Consider the following 20,590-nt stretch of genomic DNA (forward strand, 5'->3'; position numbering starts at 1 on the left):
CCTACCCCGTCGTCGTCTCGGCGGCGATGCGCATCTTGCGGAAGGCGGCGGTCAGGTCGGCCTTGGCCTGAGCCAGGGCGCCGCCGTTGCGCAGGGACCGGCGGGCGTCGGCGACGGCGCCGCGGTTGACCTGGTCGGCGACCTGGCCGGCGACGCGATGGAACTCGCGGTGGGCCTCCAGGCAGTGCAGGTGCAGGTGGCTGCCCGGCATCCGCCGGTGGCCCTCGCCGTGCAGCCACTGACCCGCGGCGCACTGGCGCTCGGCGCGGACGGCGACGGCGTCGACCTGGCGGCCGCCGGCCATGGCCTCTTCGAGGTCCTCGCAGATGCGGTTGTGAAACTGGGTCTGTTCGAGAAAGTCCATGACCACGCTCTCACGCTGGGGGCGACTGAACGTGCGCAATGGCGACTTTCGGTTTCGCGATTATTGCGCCCAGGTTGCAGTTTGACGAAGGGTGGGCTCAAAGCCTCGCCATCGCCGATTTCGCGGGCGCCCGGCCTGCGCGGCGCCCGTCGGACAACCCTGAATATCGCCGCACGTCCGGCGCGACATTCGACCGTAACAGTCTCCCGGAACAACGGCCTCCGCTTCATCCGAAGACGGAGGGACGCCGAAATGACCCGGACCAAAGAAGACGTGCGCGAGGCCGCCGCCTGGCTGGAGCGCCTGCGCGCGCCCGACGCCGGCGAAGCGGACCACGAAGCGTTCGAGGCCTGGATCGCCCAGCCCCGCCGCCGCGACGCCGTCGAGGCTGTGCAGGCCGTCGAGGCCGAGATCGCCAGCTGGGATCCGCCGGAGCCTTCGGTGTGGCGTGACCTGAGGGTCCTGGCCCTGGGCGGAGCCGGCATCGCCGTCGCGGCCCTGGCGGTCGCGGGCGTGCTGGCGCACTGAGGCCACAAGATGCTCCCCCTCTGGGGGAGCTGTCGGCGAAGCCGACTGAGGGGGTCTGCTCGGCGCAGGTCGGCGCTACCCCCTCCGGCCCTCTGGGCCACCTCCCCCAGAGGGGGAGGATCAAGAACGCGAAAAGGGCGCCGGCCCGCCAAGACCGACGCCCCTCCTCGCCGCCGCCGGGGGGGATCGGCGGCGAAGGCCGGGCGCGTCAAAGGGGGCCGACGCGCCCGTATCTCTCTAGGTTTGCGCGTGGCGGGCGCCGAAACCGGCTTCCACTTTCGGCTGCCACGCTTCCCTCTGTTAGAACCGCTTGCGGACGCCCAGGTAGTAGGAGCGGCCGAGCACGTCGTAGTTCTGGGCGTCGTAGTTGCCCTCGGTGTCGCCCACCTGCGGCGGGGCCTTGTCGAACAGGTTGTTGACCCCGAAGCGCAGGTCGGTGTCCCACGGCAGCTTGACGCGGCCGTTGAAGTCGAAGGCGTTGTAGGAGACGACGCCGCGCGAGGTGCTGGTCGGGGTGACCACCTTGGCGGAGTTGTCCATGGCGTCGATCCAGCGCCAGCGCAGGCCCACGCTCGCCGGCCCCCAGGTGTAGGTGGTCGAGGTGACCGACTTCCACTTCGGGTGGGCCGTGCCGGCGGTGCTTTCGACGCCCGTGCCGATGGTGCCGACATAGTCGTAGACCGCGGCCCCCGGCAGGCTCTGGATCTTGAACTTGTCGGTGTAGCCCAGGGCCACGTTGACCGACAGCGAACCGGGGATCTTGTCCAGCAGGGTGTCGGCGAAGTCGAAGTTCCAGTCGACCTGCACGTCAACGCCGGTGGTCTGGAACTGGCCCAGGTTGAGCAGCGGCTGGACCGGGTTGGTCGGCACGCCGCTGGCCGAATTGCGGGTCAGCAGCGAGCAGTAGTAGTTGCTCGGGTCATAGGTCGGGTTGGCGCCGCCCGAGTTGAAGCAGAACTGGAAGGCGTTGACGATCGACAGGCTGCCGATCGCGTCCTTCACCTTGATGTCGTACCAGTCGATCGAGGCGGTGATCCGGCTCAGCAGCGGGCCCTCGAACGGCGAGCGCAGCACCGCGCCGAACGAGTAGGTGTCGGCCGTTTCTTCCTGCAGGTCGGGGTTGCCGCCGGTCAGGGCGAAGACCTGGGCGGTGCCCAGCTGGTAGCTGTCGATGATCGCCGTCGGCACGCCCTGCGCCAGGCAGAGGGTGCGAACCGCCGCGGCGTTGGCGCCGGTGCGGTAGGACGAGCGAACGTCGCAGGGATCGCCGTTGGTGGTGGTCGACGAGGCCGTGCCGATGGCCACCGAACCCGTCGAGACGGGAGCGTACAATTCGCCGACGCTGGGGGCGCGGATGGCGCGGTTGTAGCCGCCGCGCAGGCGCACCGGCTCGATGATCTTCCAGTCGAAGTCGGCCTTGTAGGTCTGCACCCCGCCCACCGAGCTGTAGTCGGAATAGCGGTAGCCGAGGTCGAGGTTGAACTCCTGGATGAAGGGCAGGTCCTTGACGATCGGCACCAGCAGCTCGCCGTAGACCTCGTAGGTGTCGACCGAGCCCGAGGCGTCGCGCAGCACGCTGTAGCCCAGGATGTCGCTGGTGCCGTCGGGCTGGTTCAGCTGGCTGTCGGGCTTGAAGGTGTATTCATTCGAGCGGTAGTCGGTACCGGCGGCGAACTTCACCGCGCCGGCCGGCAGGTCGAACAGCGTGCCCGAGACGTTCAGCTCGACCATGCGCTGCTCGAGGCTGTTCTGGTTCAGCGTGCGGCGCGACATGTAGCGCACGCACTCGCCCGACGGGGTCAGGTTGCCGAAGGGGTTCCAGCCGCCGGCGCAGTATTCCGTGCCGCCGGTCGGGCTGTTGAGCAGGCGCGAGATGGCGCTGGCGCTGGCGCCGCCGGTCTGCTCGTTGTCGAACTTGGCGCGGCTGAACGAGACGTAGCCGTCCCAGGACCAGTCGCGGAAGCCGGTGTCGCCCGACAGGCCGTTGGTGAACTGGAAGACGTCGTAGCTGTACTTCTGGACGCGCGGACCCAGGATATCGAGGGCCTTGTAGAAGGTGAAGGCGGCGTTCGGGGTCGGGCGCGAGGCCAGGATGGCCTTGAAGTCGTTGGGGATGAACGGGTTCGTCACCGGCACGGTCAGGCCGTAGACGTTCGAGGCCAGGGTCGGGTTGGACACGCCCACCGAGGTGTAGTCGGTGAAGGTGAACTGCGAGAAGAACCGCAGATTGTCGGTCAGATTGTAGTCGACCTTGGCGAACACGGCGTAGCGGTCGAGGTCCGACTGCATCGAGCTGCCGTTGTAGCCGAAGTTCACCTGCTGTGAGGTGCCCGAGGCGTTGGCGTTGACGATGTAGGCGTTGTCGGTCTGCGGATCGCGGAAGTTCAGGACCGGCACGCCCGAGGTCGAGAACAGGGTCTGGTCGGTGTTGAAGCCGAGCTGGCCGGTGTAGCGGCCGGCGCTGTTGCCGGTCAGGGCCGCCGTGCCGTAGGTCCCCTGGAACAGGCTGTTGATCGAGGCCAGGGTCGGCAGGTTGGCGCCGAACAGCACCGTGCCCTGCGGGATGGTCGAGAGGCCCGGCGCCGAGGTGCGGAAGATGTAGTAGTCGCGGGCGCTCTGCAGGGCGCGGTCGCGGTTGGTGTAGTCGAACGACAGCACCGCCCGGCCCTTGCCGTCGGCGAAGGACGAGCCGCCGGTGACCGAGAAGCGGAACGACTCCGCGTCGCCCTTTTCCGAAATGCCGTACTGGGCGTCGGCGGTCAGGCCCTCGAAGCTGCGCTTGAGCTTGAAGTTGACGACGCCGGCCGTGGCGTCCGAGCCGTAGGCGGTGGAAGCGCCGCCGGTGATGACCTCGACGTTCTCGATCAGGGCTTCGGGGATGATGTTGAGGTCGACCGAGCCGTCGGGGTTGGACGGCTGCAGGCGGCGGCCGTCGAGCAGGATCAGGGTGCGCTTGGCGCCCAGGCCGCGAAGGCTGGCGTAGGACTGGCCGCCGTTGAGGCCGGTCGAGGTCGAGCCGGTGTTGCCCTGGCCGAACGAGCCGGTGAACTGGGGCATCTGCGACAGGGCCTTTTCGACCGTCACCTGGCCGGTGGCCTCGATCGCCGCCGCGCCGACCGTCTGGATCGGGCTGTTGGCCACATAGTCCTGGCGGGCGATGCGCGAGCCGGTGACGACCACGGCCTCGACGGCCTGGGGCTCTTCCGGCGCCGGCGCGGCCTCCTGGGCGTAGGCGCCGGCCGCGCCGATCATCAGGGCGCCATAGGCGCAACCGCCGGCCATCATCGCTCGCAAGGTGCTGGATCGCATCGCTTAGTCCCCTTCGTATTCGGTCACGCCCCTCGCGCTTCCGAACTTCAAGACGCAGCCTGTTGCGGAACCCACATCTTCCCGACGACATTTTGCCGTAAAGCCAAGTCACGGATTGGTAAGGAGAAAATATTTTGTCGCCGAACGTGAGGAAACGTCGTGCGACTGCGTCTTGATAGATGCGGGCCGCTTAAGTCGGCCTTCTGAACAGAGCTACGGGACCGTTATGCCGGACGTGATCCAGATCCCCGCCGAACACTTCGAGCGATTGAAGAGCCGCCTGCCCGCCATCACTCGCGAGCACCTCAACAACGTCTACGGGATCAGCGAGACCACCTGGACCAAGCTGCGCCGGGGCGAGCCGATCAAGCGGGTCACCTGGGAGCGCCTCCTGAGCCGCTACGAGCGCCTGCAAAAGGCCGCCGCCTCCTGACCACGGCGTTGCAGCGCCGCTAGTTCCTGACCGGGACCGGCCTTTTCCGGCCCCGCCGTCCGCCCTTTCCCCAAAATTCACGCACCTTGCGGACGCCTTAGCGACAGGCGGCTCGCCGGCCGCATGCGCAGAGGTTTCGCCCGATGAACAAACGCTTCGCCTATCTGATCATCGGCGCGATGGTGCTGGGGGTGCTCGTCGGCTGGGGGTGCAACCAGTTCCTCGACGCCGAGGGGGCCAAGTCGGCGGCTTCGGGCCTGAGCCTGATCACCGACATCTTCCTGCGCCTGATCAAGATGATTATCGCCCCCCTGGTGTTCACCACCCTGGTGGCCGGCATCGCCCACATGGAAGACGCCGCCGCGGTCGGCCGCATCGGCGCCAAGACGCTGGGCTGGTTCATCGGCGCCTCGGCCGTGTCGCTGCTGCTGGGCCTCTTGATGGTTCACCTTCTGCAGCCGGGCCATGGCCTGCACCTGGTCGAGGCCGCCGTCTCGTCCAAGCCCGCCGCCTCGACCGACGCCTTCACGCTGAAGGGCTTCATCACCCATCTGGTGCCGACCTCGATCTTCGACGCCATGGCCAAGAACGAGATCCTGCAGATCGTCGTCTTCTCGCTGTTCGTCGGCACCGCCGTGGCGGCCCTGGACGACAAGGCCCCGCAGGTGCTGCACCTGGTCGAGCAGTGCGCCCAGATCATGCTGAAGGTCACCGGCTTCGTCATGAAGCTGGCCCCGCTGGCGATCTTCGCGGCCCTGGCCTCGACCATCGCCACCCAGGGCCTGGCCATGCTGGGCACCTACGCCAAGTTCGTGCTGGGCTTCTACGCCACCATGGGCACGCTGTGGGTGCTGCTGTTCGCCGCCGCCTTCGTGGTGCTGGGCAAGCGCGCCATCCCGCTGTTCGGGGTGATCCGCGAGCCGGCCCTGCTGGCCTTCTCGACCGCCAGCTCCGAAGCCGCCTACCCCCGTATCCTCGACAGCCTGCCCAAGGTGGGCGTGCGCCGCCGCATCGTCTCGTTCGTCCTGCCGCTGGGCTATTCGTTCAATCTCGACGGCTCGATGCTCTACTGCACCTTCGCCACCATGTTCATCATGCAGGCCCACGGCGTGCACCTGACGATCCAGCAGCAGATCTTCATGCTGCTGCTGCTGATGGTTACCTCCAAGGGCATCGCCGGCGTGCCGCGCGCCTCGCTCGTCGTCATCATGGCCACCCTGACCTATTTCGGCCTGCCCGAGGCCTGGATCGCCCTCGTGCTCGGCGTCGACCACCTGCTCGACATGGGCCGCTCGGCGACCAACGTCGTCGGCAACTCGGTGGCCGCGGCCGTGGTGGCCAAGTGGGAGGGGGAGCTGGAAGACATCCAGCCTGAGGCCGAGACGGCCACGGCCTGATCTCTCCTCCGTAAAATCCCCGCGAAAGCGGGGACCCAGGCGTTTTCTGAAACGCGCCGCGCTCTACGACAAAAAGCCTAGGCCCCCGCTTTCGCGGGGGTTTTACGGTTTGGGGGGGGGCTTGAGCCCCGATGCTCCCAACAACACCGCCTCCCTCGCCCTCGTGGCGAGGGCCCATGCCGGCCGCTGCTCAGACCTCGCTCCAACGCGAAAGGTCTGAGCAGGCTGAACCTTGGATCCTGGGCACAAGGCCCAGGAAGGCGAAGAAGAGGGGCCTCGGGGCCTAGGGAACCTTCCCCGTAAGCGCCTCCACCACCTTCGGATCGGCCCACTTCCCCCAGGTCGGATCCAGCAGCCCATAGGGCTCCACCGCCCCGGCCGTGCGGTTGTAGCCGCCCGACTGCGTGCCGTTCAGCGGCCACCAGGCGAAGTCGATGCCGCTGAAGCGCGCATAGTCGGCCAGGGCCTGGACGAAGGTGATGCGGTCGCTCTTGCAGGGCTGGCCGTCGGGGCCGGGCTGGGTGCAGCCGCCCCACTCGCTCATATAGACCGGCGCGGTCCAGGGCTGGCCCGGGTCACGGACGAAGCCCCAGCGCTCGTGCGAGCGGCGGGCGAACAGGGCCGGATCGGCCAGTTCCTCGGGCTTGCGGTTCCAGGCGTAGTCGTGGGCGGCGTAGACCAGTTTCCCCGGAACCGACAGGGTCACGGGCTGGTCGCGCACGCCGGTCAGGTGGTTCTGGTAGTCGATGCCGCCGACGATGATAAGCAGCTTCGGATTGACCGCCAGCACGGCCTCGGCGCCGCGCATCGAGGCCGCCCGCCAGTCGGTGCGCGGATCGCCGCCGCCCCAGACCGGCTTGAGGCTCAAGGACGGGTCGGGCCGGATCTCGTTGCGCAGTTCGGCGGCGACCACGAAGGGGCGGTTGGCGTAGCGGGCCGTCACCGTCTTCCAGTCGGCCAGCCATGCGCTTTCGGGATAGGCGGGCGTCCACCACAGGCCGTCGCCGTGCGCTTCGTCGCAGCACCAGTCGCCGCGGCTGCGATGGTTGTCGAGCACCACCATCAGCCCCTCGCGGCCGAAGGCGTCGACCACCGCGTCGAACACCTGAAGCGCCGTCTTGCCCTTCAGCTTCGGATTGGCGGCCAGGAAGCGGTCCTCGACCACCGGGTTGCGTTCGACCAGCTCGTTCGACCACGGCAGGCGCACGGAGTTGAAGCCGCCGGCCTTGATGGTCTTCACGATCGCGTCGAGCGGCTGCCTGTCCAGCCCGCCGACCACGAACTCCGCCGACTCCGCGCCGAACCAGTTGACGCTGACCAGCCGCACCTTCGCGCCCTTGGCGTCGACGATGTCAGGCCCCCGCGTGGAAAGCGGATATTTGGGCGCGGCGAGAGCCGGGACAGCCAGCAATGCGCAGGCCAGGGCGGCCGCGAGGCCTTTAAGGAAAGCCGACAAGAAAACGCTCCGCCACCAGCAAGGGACGGAGCGCATTCATCCTACAAATACCCTTGGGCGCAAGCGGCCCCTACTTCACCGTCTTGTCGACCGTCTCGCGGGTGACGGCGTGATAGAGCGGCCGGGACTCCGCATAGATGCGCTTGGCGATCGGCTGGCCCCACTCGCCCTGGCCCCACAGCGAGACGAACAGCGGGGCGACGAACTTGCGGCGGCCCTGGCCGGTCAGGAACTGCTCCAGCGACGGCACGGCCGGCTCGTAGCGGTTGGCGATGGCCAGCTGCAGCCAGGCGAAGCGGATCTCGCTGTTGCCCTGGGCCGACAGGCCGAAGGCGGCGTCGACGGCGGCCAGTTGGGCGTTCGTCAGCTTGCGCGGCAACTGGCCGACGAAGCGGACGCGCTCGGAAGTGCCCCAGCCCTTCCAGGCCTCGACTGGCGCACCGCCGCCGTCCGCGAAAGCCTTGGCGGCGGCGTCAACCGGCTCGAAGGCCTTGGACTGCACGTGGACGGCGTTCTCGGGCAGGCCCGGCTGGTAGATCCAGCGCTGGACGTCGATCTTCTTTTCCAGCGCCGCATCGCCCTTGAACAGGTTGGCGCGCAGGTCGGCGATGAAGCCTTCGGCGGTTTGCGGCTGGAAGGCGTGGCGGTCGAAATAGCCGCGCAGATAGGCGTCCCAGCGCTCGCGGCCGACCTCCTTCTCGATGGTGCGCAGGAAGGCCGCGCCCTTTTCGTAGGGGATGTCGGTCATGCCGTCGTCGGGATCGCGGCCGGTCAGGTCGATGTGCAGGCGGGTGTCGGGACCGGTCATGCCGCCGGCCTCCTCGATCGCCTCGTGCAGGTCGGTCCAGCCCAGGTCGGCCAGCATGGCGGCCGTGTCCTTGCCGTAGAGGGCCTCCATGATCCGGTTCTCGAAATAGACCGTGAAGCCCTCGTTGAGCCAGAAGTCGGCCCAGGTGGCGTTGGTGACCAGGTTGCCCGACCAGGAGTGGGCCAGCTCGTGCGCCACCAGGCTGACCAGCGAGCGGTCGCCGGCGATCACCGTCGGGGTGGCGAAGGTCAGGCGCGGGTTCTCCATGCCGCCGAACGGGAACGACGGCGGCAGCACCAGCAGGTCGTAGCGGCCCCACCGGTAGGGGCCGTAGAGCTTCTCGGCGGCCTCGACCATCTTCTCGACGTCGGCGAACTCCCAGGCCGCGGCCTTCAGGGCCGAGGGCTCGGTGTAGATCCCGGTGCGCGGCCCCAGCGGCTGGAAGGCCAGATCCCCGATGGCGATGGCGATCAGGTAGGGCGCGACCGGCTTGTCCATCTTGAAGCGATAGGCGCGGCCGCCGGCGACGGGTTCGCCGTCGGGGGTCAGCATCTCGGCGCTCATCACCGCCTTCAGGCCCTCGGGCGCGACGATGCGGGCGGTCCAGGTCTGGCGGATGCCGGGGCTGTCCTGGGTGGGGATCCAGGTGCGGTTGAGGATCGCCTCGCCCTGGCTGAACAGATACGGCTTGACCTTGCCGGCCGTCTGCGAGGGCGACAGCCATTGCAGGGCCGCGCCGTCGGGGGCGCTCTCATAGGCGATGACGATGCGCTTGGCGCCGGCCAGGGTGACGGTCAGGGGCGCGCCCAGATGCGGGTCGAACGTCCCAAGCGTCCACTTCAGCGGCTTGCCCTGGACGTTGGTGATCGACTTGATCTTCAGGCCCTTGGTGTCGAGCACGACCTCCTTGGCGCCGGGCGCGAGCTTGAGGTCGAGGGCGGCCTTGCCGACCATCTTCTTAGCTTCGAAGTCGGCCGTCAGGTCGAGGTCGACGTGGGTGACGCGGGCGACCTGGGGCCTGGCGTAGGAGTGGATGTCCTTGGCGTCCGAGCGGGTCGACAGCGGGGCGATCATGGGGGCTTTCGCGGGCGCCGCCAAAGCCAGGGCCGGGACGGCGACGCCGCCGAGGAGCGCGGCCACGAGCAGGGCGCGCGAGGTGTTCGAGATCAGGGACATGAGACGATGAATCCGTGGAAGCGGAACTTTGCGCCTCTTATTCCAGATACCGGGGCCTACAGATAGTCGAGCAGGCTCATACCCGTCTTGAGCGTACCGTCCGCGCCGAACATCGAGGAAAGTTTGTCCGACAGGGTCTGCAACGAGACCATCTTGTCGTAGAGCGCCGGGGTCCAGCCGACAGCCTCGCGCTCCTCGTCGCTCATCGAGACATATTGCGAGACGAGGTTGCGGCCGAACACCGAGGCGTCGCCCGACTGCTGGGCCGACTTCCAGTTCGAGGAGACGCCCTCGCGGTTGCGGGCGCGCACCTCGTCGGCGGCCTCCTTGACCTCGTGCTCGGAGAACTTGCCGCCCTTGTTCAGGGCGATCGCCGACAGCGAGCGGTCGTCGAAGCGGGTGAAGTCGATGGTTCCGGCGTCGCCATCGGTCGCCATGCCCTCGCCGGTCGCCAGCGCGTACTGGCGGTCCAGGGCGGTTCGGACGTCAGAGGCCACGTCGGCGATGTCGCGCGAGCGCGGATTGGCGACGACGCCGCCGTTCTCCTTGAGGTAGGCGGCGACCGGATCGTCGGCGATCCCCGTCGGGGCGGTTCCGGGCTTGGCGGTCGCCTGGCGCAGGCCCTCGACCAGGGCGGTCTTGGCGTTCTGCCAGGCCAGCGTCCCCTTCTCCTCGGTCCCGGCGGCCTCGTGGCGGGTCAGGGCGGCCTTGTAGAGGCCGGCATAGTCGCCGGTGACCCGGGCGTCGGCGGCCGGCGCGGCCAGTGCTTTGTCGAGGCCGGCCTTCAACTGGAGGCTGGCGACCACCTGCTCCTCGATCGGGAAGCTTCCGCCCTGGTTGGAGGCGATGGCGTAGAGGCTGCGACGGTCGAGGCCGGAGACGTCGATCGTCGCCTTGCCGTCCTTCAGGGCGCTGGTGGCTTTGGCGGCGGAGAGCAGGCTGTCGAGACTCTTGCGAGCGTCGGAGGTCACGGTGGCGAGGCTGCGGCCGTCGGTGCTCGCGGCGGCCAGCGCGGCCTGCGCTTCCGCCGACAGGGTGACGCTGACGCTGGACGCGCCGGTCTTGGCGGCTTCCGCTGCCTTGGCCTGGGCGGCGGCGGTACCCGTCTGGCTGCTCGTCGCGCCCGCATAGGCGTAGGCGGCGGCGTAGCCCTGAGAGCCGATCCTGGTCATCACGCACTCGAAGTCGATTCAACTCCGGCGAGTTGTATCAGGTGAGTCGCGATTTGAAATGTTTGGAAATCAGAAGGTTGGTTGGTTAACGGGCGGCGCGTGGTCCTCGCCCTTCGACAGGCTCAGGGTGAGGACCATTTCACAGGCCGCTGAAGTAGAACCTCACCCTGAGCTTGTCGAAGGGCGAGGTTCGGCTCCTCAGTCCGCGTGCCCAGGCTTCCGGGGGGTCGCCCAGGGCTCGGAGACGTCAGCCAGGGCCGCTTCGACGCAGTCGACGGAGACCCGCAGGTCGCCGCCGCCGGCGAAGGTCAGCAGGATCACGCCGCCCGGGGCTTCTTCGCCCGGCTCGAAGGCGACCGACAGCAGCTCGACCACCGCCTGCTTGGCGTCGCGGCGCAGGTTACGGGCCTGGACGCCGGTGACGTCGCCCAGTTGCAAGGCCGAACGCACGCGCTCGCCGCCCTTCTTCTTGCCGCCGGCTTCCCAGCGGAAGCGGTTGCAGGCGAGCGTCAGGGTGCGGGCGGCCGCGTCCCAGCGGATGTCGCCGATCTTGGCGACGGCGTCCTGCAAGGCGGCCGAGATCACCGGCAGGTCTTCAGGCTCGTGGGCCAGCAGGCGGAGGGGCGCGGCGCTCATGCTCAGAGCTCCGGCTCGCCGTCGCCCTTGATGCGGCGCACCTGGGCTCCGCAGGCGCCCAGCTTCTCTTCCAGGCGCTCGAAGCCCCGGTCGAGGTGATAAATGCGCGACACGACGGTCTCGCCGCGAGCCACCAGGCCGGCGATCACCAGGCTGACGGAGGCGCGCAGGTCGGTGGCCATCACCTCGGCGCCTTCCAGCTGAGCGACGCCGCGCACGCGGGCCTCGCCGCCGTGCACCGAGATGTCGGCGCCCAGGCGCATCAGCTCGGGGGCGTGCATGAAGCGGTTCTCGAAGATGGTCTCGCGGATGCGGCTCTCGCCGTTCGCCGTGGTCATCAGGGCCATGAACTGGGCCTGGAGGTCGGTGGCGAAGCCCGGGAACGGGGCGGTCTCGAGATCGACGGCGTTCAGGCGCGAGCCGTTGCGCTTGACGATGACGCCGTCCTCGGTGCGCACGACCGTGGCGCCGGCCTCCTCGAGCTTGACCGACAGGCTCTCGATCAGTTCGGGGCGGGCCTTGGTCAGGCGCACTTCGCCGCCGGCCATGGCGGCGGCGACGGCGTAGGTGCCCATCTCGATGCGGTCGGGGATCACCGAGTGGGTCGCGCCGTTCAGGCGGGCGACGCCGGTGATGGTGATGGTGGGGGTGCCCGCGCCCTCGACCTTGGCGCCCATGGCGTTCAGGCATTCCTGCAGGTCGGCCAGTTCAGGCTCGCAGGCGGCGTTGCGGATCACCGTCACGCCGTCGGCCAGCACGGCCGCCAGCATGGCGTGCTCGGTGGCGCCCACCGAGACGATCGGGAAGACGATCTCGGCGCCCTTCAGGCCGCGCGGGGCCTGGGCGTAGACGTAGCCTTCGTGCAGGTCGATCTTGGCGCCCAGGGCTTCCAGGGCCTGGAGGTGCAGGTCCACCGGGCGCGCGCCGATCGTGCAGCCGCCGGGCAAGCTGACCTTGGCCTGGCCCGAGCGGGCGACCAGCGGGCCCAGCACGTTGAACGAGGCGCGCATCTGACGCACCAGGTCATAGGGCGCGAAGCCGCTGGTGATCTCCGGCGCATGCAGAATCGTCTGCTGGCCGTCGGGACCGTCGTCGCTTTCGGTGACGCTGACGCCGAGGCGCGTCAGCAGCTTGCCGAGGAATCGCGTGTCGGCCAGACGCGGCATGTTGGTCAGCCGCAGCGGCTGATCCGTGAGCAGGCTGGCGGCCATCAGCTTGATGGCAGAGTTCTTGGCGCCGCTGACGGGGATGGTCCCGTTCAGCTGCGCGCCGCCGGTGATGGCGATGCGATCCAATGAAATTCCCTCGAACGCGCGGAAAAGCCGTCTTCCACGCGGGTCACATGTGAGGTCGCGGTTCTAACGCTTGCAAGGGGGCATGCAAGAGGCCGCGCCGATTCCTATTCCGAAGCCGATTCCGGCTTGGCCGACGCACTGGCGGGCGCCTTGCGACGGCGGAGGTTGGTTCTCAGGGCCTGGGCCAGACGCGCCTCGCGTTCGGCTTTTTCCTTGTCCTGACTGGGGTTTGGCTTCGATGACTGACTCATGTGTCCACAGGTGAATTGCCCGCGACGTTCAGTCAACGCGATTTGGGCTTTGCAATCCCCGAAATCGTTGGCTATACGCCCCTCCTCGTCGCCGCCGTAGCTCAGTGGTAGAGCGCATCCTTGGTAAGGCTGAGGTCGGCAGTTCAATCCTGCCCGGCGGCACCACGGGGACCCAGACGGAAGTCTGGGTCCCCACCACACCCCTGAAATCGCAAAGCTTTCCCAACGCCAGACGGCGTGATCGTTCGCACGCGCGAAGTCGTGTCCGAACGGACAAAGCCGTCCGTCGAAGCTGGAAGCGCATCGTTTAGCCGGCTGGAATCGCCCGCCGGATCGGGAGCAGCCCGCCGGGCCGCCCCCTCTCCCCACCTCAGAACACGATCTTGCGGAAGCCGATGCGGAACACGCGGCCCAGCGGATCGAGATAGTCGGGCTGGTAGGTCAGCGGCAGGGTTCCGTCGCTGCTGGTCACCTTGGTGCGGGCGTCGAACAGGTTGGTGACCTCGGCCGTCACCCGCGTTCCCCGCAGCCACGGATATTTCTGCACCCACTCGCGGCGCTGCGAGAGGTCGGCGAACAGCCGCAGGTTCACGGTCGCCAGGTCGCCGAACTTGTAGTCCGGCGTCAGGCCATTGCCCTTCGTGACCGTGCCGGACTCCCACTTGGCGTTGACGAAGCCGCCGACGCCGCGGCGCGAGGCCCCGACCTGCAGCTTGACCTCGTGCTCGGACTCGCCGCCGGAGCCGGAGATGGAGTCGCCGTTCAGCAGGTCGAGCACCGACGAGCCGTTGCGGATCGTCACCTCGTCCTTCAGCCGCCAGGTGTGGGTCAGCGAGATGTTGATCAGGCCCTGGCCCGGCCGCATCATCACGGCCGGACGCCGCCCGCCGCCGGGAGGGCCGCCAGGACCCCCGCCCGGGGGACCACCGCCCGGACCGCCCATGCCAGGCGGAGGACCGCCGCCCTCGCCAGGAGGCGGACCGCCCCCTTCTCCCGGCGGCGGGCCGCCATCGGGAGGGCCGCCGTCCGGCGGACCAAAGCCCTGGCGCGGCGGAAACTGCATCGGCTTGCCGAAGGCGCGCGAGAAGGTGAAGCCCCAGGCGGCCTCTTCCTTCACTTCGCGCGCCACGTTGATCGGCCGGGCGTCGATGCTGAGCAGGGTTCCGTCGGCGGATCGGGTGAAGCGCTCGGGCAGCGCCTCCTCAAGGCCGGCGGTGACGCTGGAGAAGCTGCTGATCCCGTCCAGAACCTCGGTGCGGGTCCAGTTCAGGTTCATCTGCAGGGCGTGCCTGGAAGTCGGGGTCCAGTTGACGCCGAAGTGCAGGATGCGGCTTTCGGGCGCCTCCAGGTCGGCGTTGCCGCCGCTGGTCTGGGTCACCGACACCGTCTGGCCGGTGGCGTAGTCGAACACCGCCACGTTGGGCGTGGTCTGCGTCGGATCGTTCAGCTGCGACAGGGTCGGGGCCGTCGTCTTGGTGGTGTAGTCGCCGGTGAAGACCAGTTTCTCGACCGGCGTCCAGTTGAGGCCGGCGCCGAGGGTGCGCAGGGTCCCGAAGTCCGACACCTGCGCGGCGGCGAGGTTGAGATTGGCCGAGACCGCGCCGAGCCTTTTGCCCGCGCCCTCACCCGCCGCGAGCAGCGGCAGGTCGAAGCTGGCTTGGACCGAGCCCTGGTCGCGCGACACCTCGCGGCTGGTGGAGACGCCTTCGACCAGGCTCTCGCTGTCGAGGCTGGAGTGATCGCCGCCGACCTTCAGCGACAGGCGCACGGCGCCGGCCGGCAGCCGCAGCAGCGAGCCGTTGGTCACCACCTCGCCCGTCACGCTCTGGGCCACCGACGCCGCGCGGGTCGGATCCAGCACCGAGAGGTAGGAAGCGAGATCGCCGGAAAGATCGACCGTCCCGGCGTCGATCGCCGCGTCCAGCGCCGTCGTGTCCAAGCCCCGGCCGGTGACCGAATTGGTCTCCACCCGCTGGTAGGCCAGGCTGCCGGTCGTGGCCCAGGAGCCGACGAAGCCGTCGACCAGGGCGCCCAGATCGGCGGTCGTGGTCTTGGTGCGCTTCTGCAAGGTGTCGGGCCGATCGACATAGACGTCGTCGGCGACCTCCGGCAGGCCCAGGCGGCTGACCTGATCCACCGACTTGAGGCCGCCGCTGAGGGTCAGGCCGACCTTGTCGGTCAGGTCGCGCTTGACCACGCCCGACAGCTGGGCCTGGCGCAGGCGCGGCGCGAGCGTGCGGTTGGTGGTGACGCCGCCGCTTTCCGAGCGGTCGATCTCGCGCTCGTCTTCATACAGGGCCGACTGGTTCTTGAGGTCCAGGCTCAGCGAGGTGCGGGCGCCGCCCTGGATGCGCAGGGCGTTGGTGCGCGAGCTGCCAACCGTGCGCCCGCCGCCCTGGGGCCGCTCGGCGTCGACCTGCTCGGACAGCGAGCGGAAGCGCTCGCGCAGGATGATGTTCACCACCCGCTGGTCGGCGCTGTAGCCATAGGCCAGGGCGGTCTGCTCGGGCAGGATCTGGAACTGCTCGATGGCCTCGGTCGGCAGGCCGCGCAGTTCCTGGAAGCCGGAGATGCGCCGGCCGTTGATCAGGAACACCGGCGAGCCGCCGCGGGCGCTGGTGGTCTGGGCTTCCAGCAGTTCGATCAGCTCGTCGACCGTGGCCGCGCCGAAGGCCTGGATCTGCATCGGGTCGTAGGCGACCAGCGGCGTCTGGCCGCCCCGCGCCTCGCCGCGCTTGGCGGCCTCGACCACAACGCCGGAGACGTCGGTCGGCGCCGCGCCTGGAGCCGTGTCCGGGGCCGTCGACAGGGCGGCTGCGGCCAGAATGACAAACGGTGCGACGGCCATGGTCCCTCTTCGTCCAGGATGAGCGAAGCAGGGCTCCTAAGGCGTAAGTTGTGCAGCACCATCACTGGACGGAAACAATCACGGCGATGCTTGGTGATCGCCGTTCGGGCCGCCCCGGGCGCACGAACGCCCCCTTGCGCCTGGCCTGAAGTCCGTCGCCGGATGATCGGCCGAGCTTGACCGTTATCACCGCACGCGCGGCAAGCTTCAGCATAAGTAAAAGTGCGAAATACTTAACGCCGATTAACTTGAAACAACTTCATACGTAGACTTTTCGACATAGATAACTGGCTACCTCATGCGCTGTCCTGCCGCATTACGCGATTCAGGCAGACCTTATACAGATGCATTAAGCATATCGCTTAACCATAGCTGTACGGGGGAGCGTCGATGACGTTCGATCTCGCCCGCCAGGCCATGAGCTTGGCGGCCATCGCGACCTGCTGCCTGCTCGCCGCCCCGGCCGCCGCCCAGGTTCTGGAAATCGGCGACGAAGGCCAGGTCACCCGTTTCGACGGTCCGGCCGTCTTCACGGGCGAAGCGGTCGAGGCGATCGCGCCGCCGCCCGTCGCCGTCGTCGAGACCGCGGCCAGCGAGGCCGTGCGGCGCGAACTGCACGCCGCCGCCGCCGACTACGCCCTGGATCCCAAGCTGGTCGAGGCCGTGGCCTGGCGCGAGAGCCGCTTCCGCCCCGCCGCCCGCTCGAGCAAGGGCGCCATGGGCGTGATGCAGCTGATGCCGGCCACCGCCCGTGACCTGGGCGTCGATCCCTCGGACATGGCCCAGAACATCAAGGGCGGGGCGATGTACCTGCGCCAGATGCTCAATCGCTTCGGCGGCGACGTGAAGCTGGCCCTGGCCGCCTACAACGCCGGCCCCGGCGCCGTCCTCAAGCACGGCGGCGTGCCGCCCTACGCCGAGACCCAAGCCTATGTCGCCTCGATCCTCGGCCGCATGGCCGTGGCGGCGCCCGCCCTCGCCCTCCCCGCCCTCGGAGCCCCCAACTGATGCGTAAACTTGTAAGCGTTCGCGCCGCCGCCCTGGCGACCGCCCTCCTCGCCGCCGCCAGCCAGGCCCACGCCCAGGTCTCGCAGGCCGACCCGCAAGGCTCGTCGGCCGTGCTGTCGGGCGTGCTGTGGCTGCAAGGCACGCTGATGGGCAACGTCGCCACCGCCGTGGCGGTGATGGCCGTGGCCGCGGTCGGCTTCATGATGCTGACCGGCCGCATGAACTGGCGCTACGGCGCGACCGTGATTCTGGGCTGCTTCATCCTGTTCGGCGCCACCACCATCGTCAGCGGCATCCGCACCGCGGCGGGCGCGTAGAGCCCGATGGCCGCTCCCCTCGATCGCGACGTGGTGTTCGGGGCCCTGACCCGGCCCCAGATGTTCGCCGGCGTGACCTACAGCTACTTCGTCGTCAACGGCGTGGTCACGACCGAGCTCTTCCTGATCACCAAGTCGTTCTGGGCCCTGCTCGCGGCCCTGGTGGTCCACGCGATCGGCTACGCGGCCTGCCTGCGCGAACCGCGCATCTTCGACCTGTGGCTGGCCAAGGTCAGCCGCTGCCCCCGCGTTCCCAACTTCCGGGCCTGGCGATGCAACAGCTACCAACCGTGAATCCGAAAAAGGAAGCGTCGGCCGGCAAGCGCCTGCCCTACGCCCGCCACCTGGACGCGCGGACGATCGAGACCCGCGACGGGCTGTTGCTCCAGGTGATCCATCTGGCCGGCCTGCCGTTCGAGACGGCCGACAGCGAGACGCTGAACTACCGCAAGGCGGTGCGCGACGTGATGCTGCGCGGCCTGGCCAGCTCGCGCTTCGCCGTCTACCACCACATCATCCGCCGCGAGGCCAGGGTCGGCACGGAAGGCGACTTCTCCGACGCCTTCAGCAGGCGGGTGGACGCCGACTGGAGCGACCGCCTCGCCGGTCGCAAGCTCTACGTCAACGACCTCTTCCTGACGATCGTCCGCCGCCCGCTGCAAGGCCAGGGCGGGCTGATCGACAAGGCCCTGCGCCTGGCCAAGGGCTCGGCGCAAAGCGCCGGCCAGAAGACCCAGGACCGCCGCGAACTCGACGCCGCCCGCGACAGCCTGGTCTCGGCCCTGGCGCCCTACGGGGCGCGGGTGCTGGGCCAATACGAAGGTTCGAACGGGACCTGCTCGGAGCCGCTGGAATTCCTGTCCTGCCTCTATAACGGCGAGATGCGCCCGGTGCTGGCGCCGGAAGGCGACGCGGGCCAGTACCTGCCCTACCGCCGGGTCAGCTTCGGCCACGAGACGCTGGAGCTGTCGCGGGCCGGCGCCCTGGCGCGCGGTTTCGCCTCGATGGTCTCGGTCAAGGACTACCCCGCCCAGACCACCCCGGGGATGCTGGACGACCTGCTGCGCCTGCCGTGCGAGATGGTGGTGACGCAGAGCTTCGGCTTCGTCGATCGCCAGCCGACGCTGGACAAGATGAACCTGGCCTTGCGCCGCATGCGCGCGGCCGACGACGACGGCGTCAGCCTGAAAGCCGACCTGATCCGCGCCAAGGACGACGTGGTCAGCGGCCGGGCCGCCTTCGGCGAGCATCACCTGTCGGTGCTGGTGCGCGGCGAGAGCCTGGAGGGCCTGGACCAATCCACGGCCGAGGTGCTGTCGGCCTTCACCGAGATGGGCGCCATCGCCGTGCGCGAGGACGTCAATCTGGAGCCGGCCTTCTGGGCCCAGTTCCCCGGCAACTTCAAGGACATCGCCCGCCGGGCGATGATCTCGACCGCCAACTTCGCCGGCTTCGCCAGCGGCCACAACTTCCCGGTCGGCAAGGCCCTGGGCAACCACTGGGGTCCGGCGGTGACGCTGCTGGAGACTACTTCGGCCGGCCCGTACCACTTCAATTTCCACAAGGGCGACCTTGGGAACTTCTCGATCATCGGCCCGTCGGGCTCGGGCAAGACCGTGGTGCTGAACTTCCTGCTGGCCCAGGCCCAGAAGTACAAGCCGCGCACCGTCTTCTTCGACAAGGACCGCGGGGCCGAGATCTTCCTGCGCGCCATCGGCGGCCGTTACGAGGTGCTGCGTCCGGGCCAGGCGACGGGCTTCAACCCGCTGGCCCTGGAAGACACGCCGGCCAACCGCCGCTTCGTCGCCGACTGGATCGCGCGCCTGGTGTCGCAACCGGGCGAGAGCCTGACGCCGGACGACCTGGCCCGCATCAAGGACGCGGTCGACGCCAACTACGACCAGGCGCCCAAGCTGCGCCGCCTGCGGTTCTTCGCCGAGCTGTTCAAGGGCTCGCGCCGCCCGGACGCCGCCGATCTGGCCGCGCGCCTGGCGCCCTGGCACGGGACCGGCGAGCACGCCTGGCTGTTCGACAACGCCCAGGACGGCCTGGATCTTTCGGCCGCCACCCTGGGCTTCGACATGACCCAGTTGCTGGACGACCCGGCCCTGCGCACTCCGGCCATGATGTACCTGTTCCACCGCGTGGAGCAGCGCCTTGACGGCCACCCGACCCTGATCGTCGTCGACGAGGGCTGGAAGGCGCTGGACGACGACGTGTTCGTCGCCCGGATCAAGGACTGGGAAAAGACCCTGCGCAAGCGCAACGGCCTGGTCGGCTTCGCCACCCAGTCGGCCCAGGACGCCCTCGAAAGCCGTATCGCCAGCGCCATCGTCGAGCAGGCCGCCACCCAGATCTTCATGGCCAACCCCAAGGCCCAGGCGAGGGACTACTGCGAAGGCTTCGGCCTGACCGAGCATGAGTTCGAGCTGGTCCGCAGCCTGCCCGACACCGCCCGCTGCTTCCTGATCAAGCACGGGACCGACAGCGTCGTGGCCCGCCTGAACCTGGCCGGCTCGCCAGAGCTGCTGACGGTGCTGTCGGGCCGCGAGAGCACGGTGCGCCGGCTCGACGCCCTGCGCGAACACCTGGGCGACGCGCCCGAGGCCTGGATGGCCAAGCTGGTGAGGGACGCCGCATGACTCCCGTCGCCTGTCCCGCCGCCGACGCCCCGCTGGTCCAGGGCCTGATCGGTTCGGTCGACTGCCAGGTGCACGGCCTGGCCCAGGCCGGCTACGCCGCCCTGGCCGCGCCCGGCTCGCCGGTCTCGACCCTGCTGACGGTGCTGATGACCGTCTATGTCGCCTTCATGGGCTACCGGCTGGTGCTGGGTCGCGGATCCTTGCGGATCGGCGACGCCACCATCGCCGTGGTCAAGATGGCCCTGGTCGTGGCCCTGGCCACCAACTGGGCGCTGCTGGAGACCCTGGCCTACGACACCCTGTTCAAGGCCCCGGCCGAGCTGGGCGGCCTGCTGCTGGGCCAGTTGGGCGGCGAGGCCGGCAAGGCCGATCCCTATCTGCGCCTGCAGTCGGCCTACGACGTGCTGCAGCAGGCCGCCCAGCATTTCGCCAGCCGGGCCGGCGCGCGCGACGCCGCCCTGCAGGGCGGGCCGGGCTTCGCCGCCTTCGCGGCCAATGTCGGGGGCCTCGTCATGCTGCTGACCAGCCTGGGCGCGGTCCTGGCCTGCAAGGTGGTGCTGTCGATCCTGCTGGGCCTGGCCCCGCTGGTCGCCGGCCTGCTGCTGTTCGACGCCACCCGGGGCCTCGTCGAGGGCTGGATCAAGGCGATGATCGCCCTGGCCCTGCTGCCGATGGTCGCCACCCTGGGCCTGGCGCTGGAACTGGCGATGATGACCCCGTCGCTGAAGGCGCTGGCGGCCATGAAGACCGCCCAGCAGTTCGCCGAGCTCGACATCGGTCCGGCGGTCACGGTGCTTGTGCTCAGCCTGGTGTTCGCCCTGGTGGTGACGGCCGCCGCCATCGCCGTCTCGGTCATGGCCGCCGGCCTGCGCCTGCCGCGCGAACGCTCCCGCGATCAGGCGGCGTCTCCCTCGATCGGCGCCGGCCAGACCGCCGCGCCGCTGGAGCCG

16 protein-coding genes and 1 tRNA gene are annotated in these 20,590 nt (G+C 69.0%); 9 read left to right on the plus strand and 8 right to left on the minus strand.

Annotated features, from left to right (window positions below; translation table 11 throughout):
• Position 1: 1 nt before the first annotated feature.
• Complete coding sequence (locus tag AC2YHT_RS23820) at positions 2 to 364, minus strand: CZB domain-containing protein (protein ID WP_487292315.1); 363 nt, start codon at positions 362 to 364, stop codon at positions 2 to 4.
• 252 nt (positions 365 to 616) lie between these two features.
• On the opposite strand from AC2YHT_RS23820, the gene AC2YHT_RS23825 reads away from it, so the two are divergent.
• Positions 617 to 892, plus strand: coding sequence for a FecR/PupR family sigma factor regulator (locus AC2YHT_RS23825; protein ID WP_487292316.1), 276 nt, complete (start codon positions 617 to 619; stop codon positions 890 to 892).
• Between the two features lie 300 nt (positions 893 to 1,192).
• Here the strand turns inward: AC2YHT_RS23825 and AC2YHT_RS23830 are convergent, their stop codons facing one another.
• On the minus strand, positions 1,193 to 4,201 hold the full coding sequence (locus tag AC2YHT_RS23830) for a TonB-dependent receptor domain-containing protein (protein WP_487292317.1): 3,009 nt from the start codon (positions 4,199 to 4,201) through the stop codon (positions 1,193 to 1,195).
• A 226-nt stretch (positions 4,202 to 4,427) separates the two neighbouring features.
• On the opposite strand from AC2YHT_RS23830, the gene AC2YHT_RS23835 reads away from it, so the two are divergent.
• Both AC2YHT_RS23835 and AC2YHT_RS23840 read left to right on the plus strand, forming a co-directional pair.
• Positions 4,428 to 4,634, plus strand: coding sequence for a hypothetical protein (locus AC2YHT_RS23835; RefSeq protein ID WP_058346819.1), 207 nt, complete (start codon positions 4,428 to 4,430; stop codon positions 4,632 to 4,634).
• Between the two features lie 143 nt (positions 4,635 to 4,777).
• Entirely contained in the window at positions 4,778 to 6,031 is a 1,254-nt protein-coding gene (locus AC2YHT_RS23840; protein WP_487292318.1) for a dicarboxylate/amino acid:cation symporter, read from the plus strand.
• Between the two features lie 283 nt (positions 6,032 to 6,314).
• Here the strand turns inward: AC2YHT_RS23840 and AC2YHT_RS23845 are convergent, their stop codons facing one another.
• The 5 genes from AC2YHT_RS23845 to murA form a co-directional block, all read right to left on the minus strand.
• Positions 6,315 to 7,487, minus strand: coding sequence for a glycoside hydrolase family 5 protein (locus tag AC2YHT_RS23845; RefSeq protein WP_487292319.1), 1,173 nt, complete (start codon positions 7,485 to 7,487; stop codon positions 6,315 to 6,317).
• Positions 7,488 to 7,557: 70 nt separating this feature from the next.
• A complete protein-coding gene (locus AC2YHT_RS23850; protein WP_487292320.1) occupies positions 7,558 to 9,471 on the minus strand; it encodes a M1 family metallopeptidase in 1,914 nt (637 codons plus the stop codon).
• A 56-nt stretch (positions 9,472 to 9,527) separates the two neighbouring features.
• Positions 9,528 to 10,643, minus strand: a complete 1,116-nt coding sequence (locus AC2YHT_RS23855; protein WP_487292321.1) for a hypothetical protein — start codon at positions 10,641 to 10,643, stop codon at positions 9,528 to 9,530.
• Positions 10,644 to 10,841: 198 nt separating this feature from the next.
• Positions 10,842 to 11,279, minus strand: a complete 438-nt coding sequence (locus tag AC2YHT_RS23860; protein WP_487292322.1) for a DUF2948 family protein — start codon at positions 11,277 to 11,279, stop codon at positions 10,842 to 10,844.
• Positions 11,280 to 11,281: 2 nt separating this feature from the next.
• Positions 11,282 to 12,574, minus strand: coding sequence for a UDP-N-acetylglucosamine 1-carboxyvinyltransferase (gene murA, locus AC2YHT_RS23865; protein ID WP_487292323.1), 1,293 nt, complete (start codon positions 12,572 to 12,574; stop codon positions 11,282 to 11,284).
• Positions 12,575 to 12,915: 341 nt separating this feature from the next.
• On the opposite strand from murA, the gene AC2YHT_RS23870 reads away from it, so the two are divergent.
• Positions 12,916 to 12,990, plus strand: a tRNA-Thr gene (locus AC2YHT_RS23870).
• Between the two features lie 205 nt (positions 12,991 to 13,195).
• Here AC2YHT_RS23870 and AC2YHT_RS23875 read toward each other — a convergent pair.
• Positions 13,196 to 15,673: a TonB-dependent receptor gene (locus AC2YHT_RS23875; RefSeq protein WP_487292324.1), complete on the minus strand. Its 2,478-nt coding sequence runs from the start codon at positions 15,671 to 15,673 to the stop codon at positions 13,196 to 13,198.
• Positions 15,674 to 16,063: 390 nt separating this feature from the next.
• Here AC2YHT_RS23875 and AC2YHT_RS23880 point away from each other — a divergent pair, with 390 nt between their 5' ends.
• The 5 genes from AC2YHT_RS23880 to AC2YHT_RS23900 all read left to right on the plus strand — a co-directional run.
• On the plus strand, positions 16,064 to 16,681 hold the full coding sequence (locus tag AC2YHT_RS23880; protein ID WP_487292325.1) for a lytic transglycosylase domain-containing protein: 618 nt from the start codon (positions 16,064 to 16,066) through the stop codon (positions 16,679 to 16,681).
• On the plus strand, positions 16,681 to 16,998 hold the full coding sequence (locus tag AC2YHT_RS23885; RefSeq protein WP_487292326.1) for a TrbC/VirB2 family protein: 318 nt from the start codon (positions 16,681 to 16,683) through the stop codon (positions 16,996 to 16,998). Before AC2YHT_RS23880 ends, AC2YHT_RS23885 begins: the two co-directional genes overlap by 1 nt.
• A gap of 6 nt (positions 16,999 to 17,004) precedes the next feature.
• On the plus strand, positions 17,005 to 17,292 hold the full coding sequence (locus tag AC2YHT_RS23890) for a VirB3 family type IV secretion system protein (RefSeq protein ID WP_110121867.1): 288 nt from the start codon (positions 17,005 to 17,007) through the stop codon (positions 17,290 to 17,292).
• Complete coding sequence (locus AC2YHT_RS23895) at positions 17,289 to 19,640, plus strand: VirB4 family type IV secretion/conjugal transfer ATPase (protein ID WP_487292327.1); 2,352 nt, start codon at positions 17,289 to 17,291, stop codon at positions 19,638 to 19,640. The genes AC2YHT_RS23890 and AC2YHT_RS23895 overlap by 4 nt, the downstream gene beginning before the upstream one ends.
• On the plus strand, positions 19,637 to 20,590 hold a 954-nt coding region (locus AC2YHT_RS23900; RefSeq protein WP_487292328.1), incomplete at its 3' end, for a TrbL/VirB6 family protein. The genes AC2YHT_RS23895 and AC2YHT_RS23900, both read left to right, overlap by 4 nt.

The sequence above is a fragment of the Caulobacter sp. SRI_008 genome (assembly GCF_057586355.1).

Excerpts from the sequence above, each read along its gene's own strand:
- AC2YHT_RS23820 (WP_487292315.1), bottom strand. The coding sequence starts at position 364 with ATGGACTTTCTCGAACAGACCCAGTTTCACAACCGCATCTGCGAGGAC.
- AC2YHT_RS23825 (WP_487292316.1), top strand. The coding sequence starts at position 617 with ATGACCCGGACCAAAGAAGACGTGCGCGAGGCCGCCGCCTGGCTGGAG.
- AC2YHT_RS23830 (WP_487292317.1), bottom strand. The coding sequence starts at position 4,201 with ATGCGATCCAGCACCTTGCGAGCGATGATGGCCGGCGGTTGCGCCTAT.
- AC2YHT_RS23835 (WP_058346819.1), top strand. The coding sequence starts at position 4,428 with ATGCCGGACGTGATCCAGATCCCCGCCGAACACTTCGAGCGATTGAAG.
- AC2YHT_RS23840 (WP_487292318.1), top strand. The coding sequence starts at position 4,778 with ATGAACAAACGCTTCGCCTATCTGATCATCGGCGCGATGGTGCTGGGG.
- AC2YHT_RS23850 (WP_487292320.1), bottom strand. The coding sequence starts at position 9,471 with ATGTCCCTGATCTCGAACACCTCGCGCGCCCTGCTCGTGGCCGCGCTC.
- AC2YHT_RS23855 (WP_487292321.1), bottom strand. The coding sequence starts at position 10,643 with ATGACCAGGATCGGCTCTCAGGGCTACGCCGCCGCCTACGCCTATGCG.
- AC2YHT_RS23860 (WP_487292322.1), bottom strand. The coding sequence starts at position 11,279 with ATGAGCGCCGCGCCCCTCCGCCTGCTGGCCCACGAGCCTGAAGACCTG.
- AC2YHT_RS23875 (WP_487292324.1), bottom strand. The coding sequence starts at position 15,673 with ATGGCCGTCGCACCGTTTGTCATTCTGGCCGCAGCCGCCCTGTCGACG.
- AC2YHT_RS23880 (WP_487292325.1), top strand. The coding sequence starts at position 16,064 with ATGACGTTCGATCTCGCCCGCCAGGCCATGAGCTTGGCGGCCATCGCG.
- AC2YHT_RS23885 (WP_487292326.1), top strand. The coding sequence starts at position 16,681 with ATGCGTAAACTTGTAAGCGTTCGCGCCGCCGCCCTGGCGACCGCCCTC.
- AC2YHT_RS23890 (WP_110121867.1), top strand. The coding sequence starts at position 17,005 with ATGGCCGCTCCCCTCGATCGCGACGTGGTGTTCGGGGCCCTGACCCGG.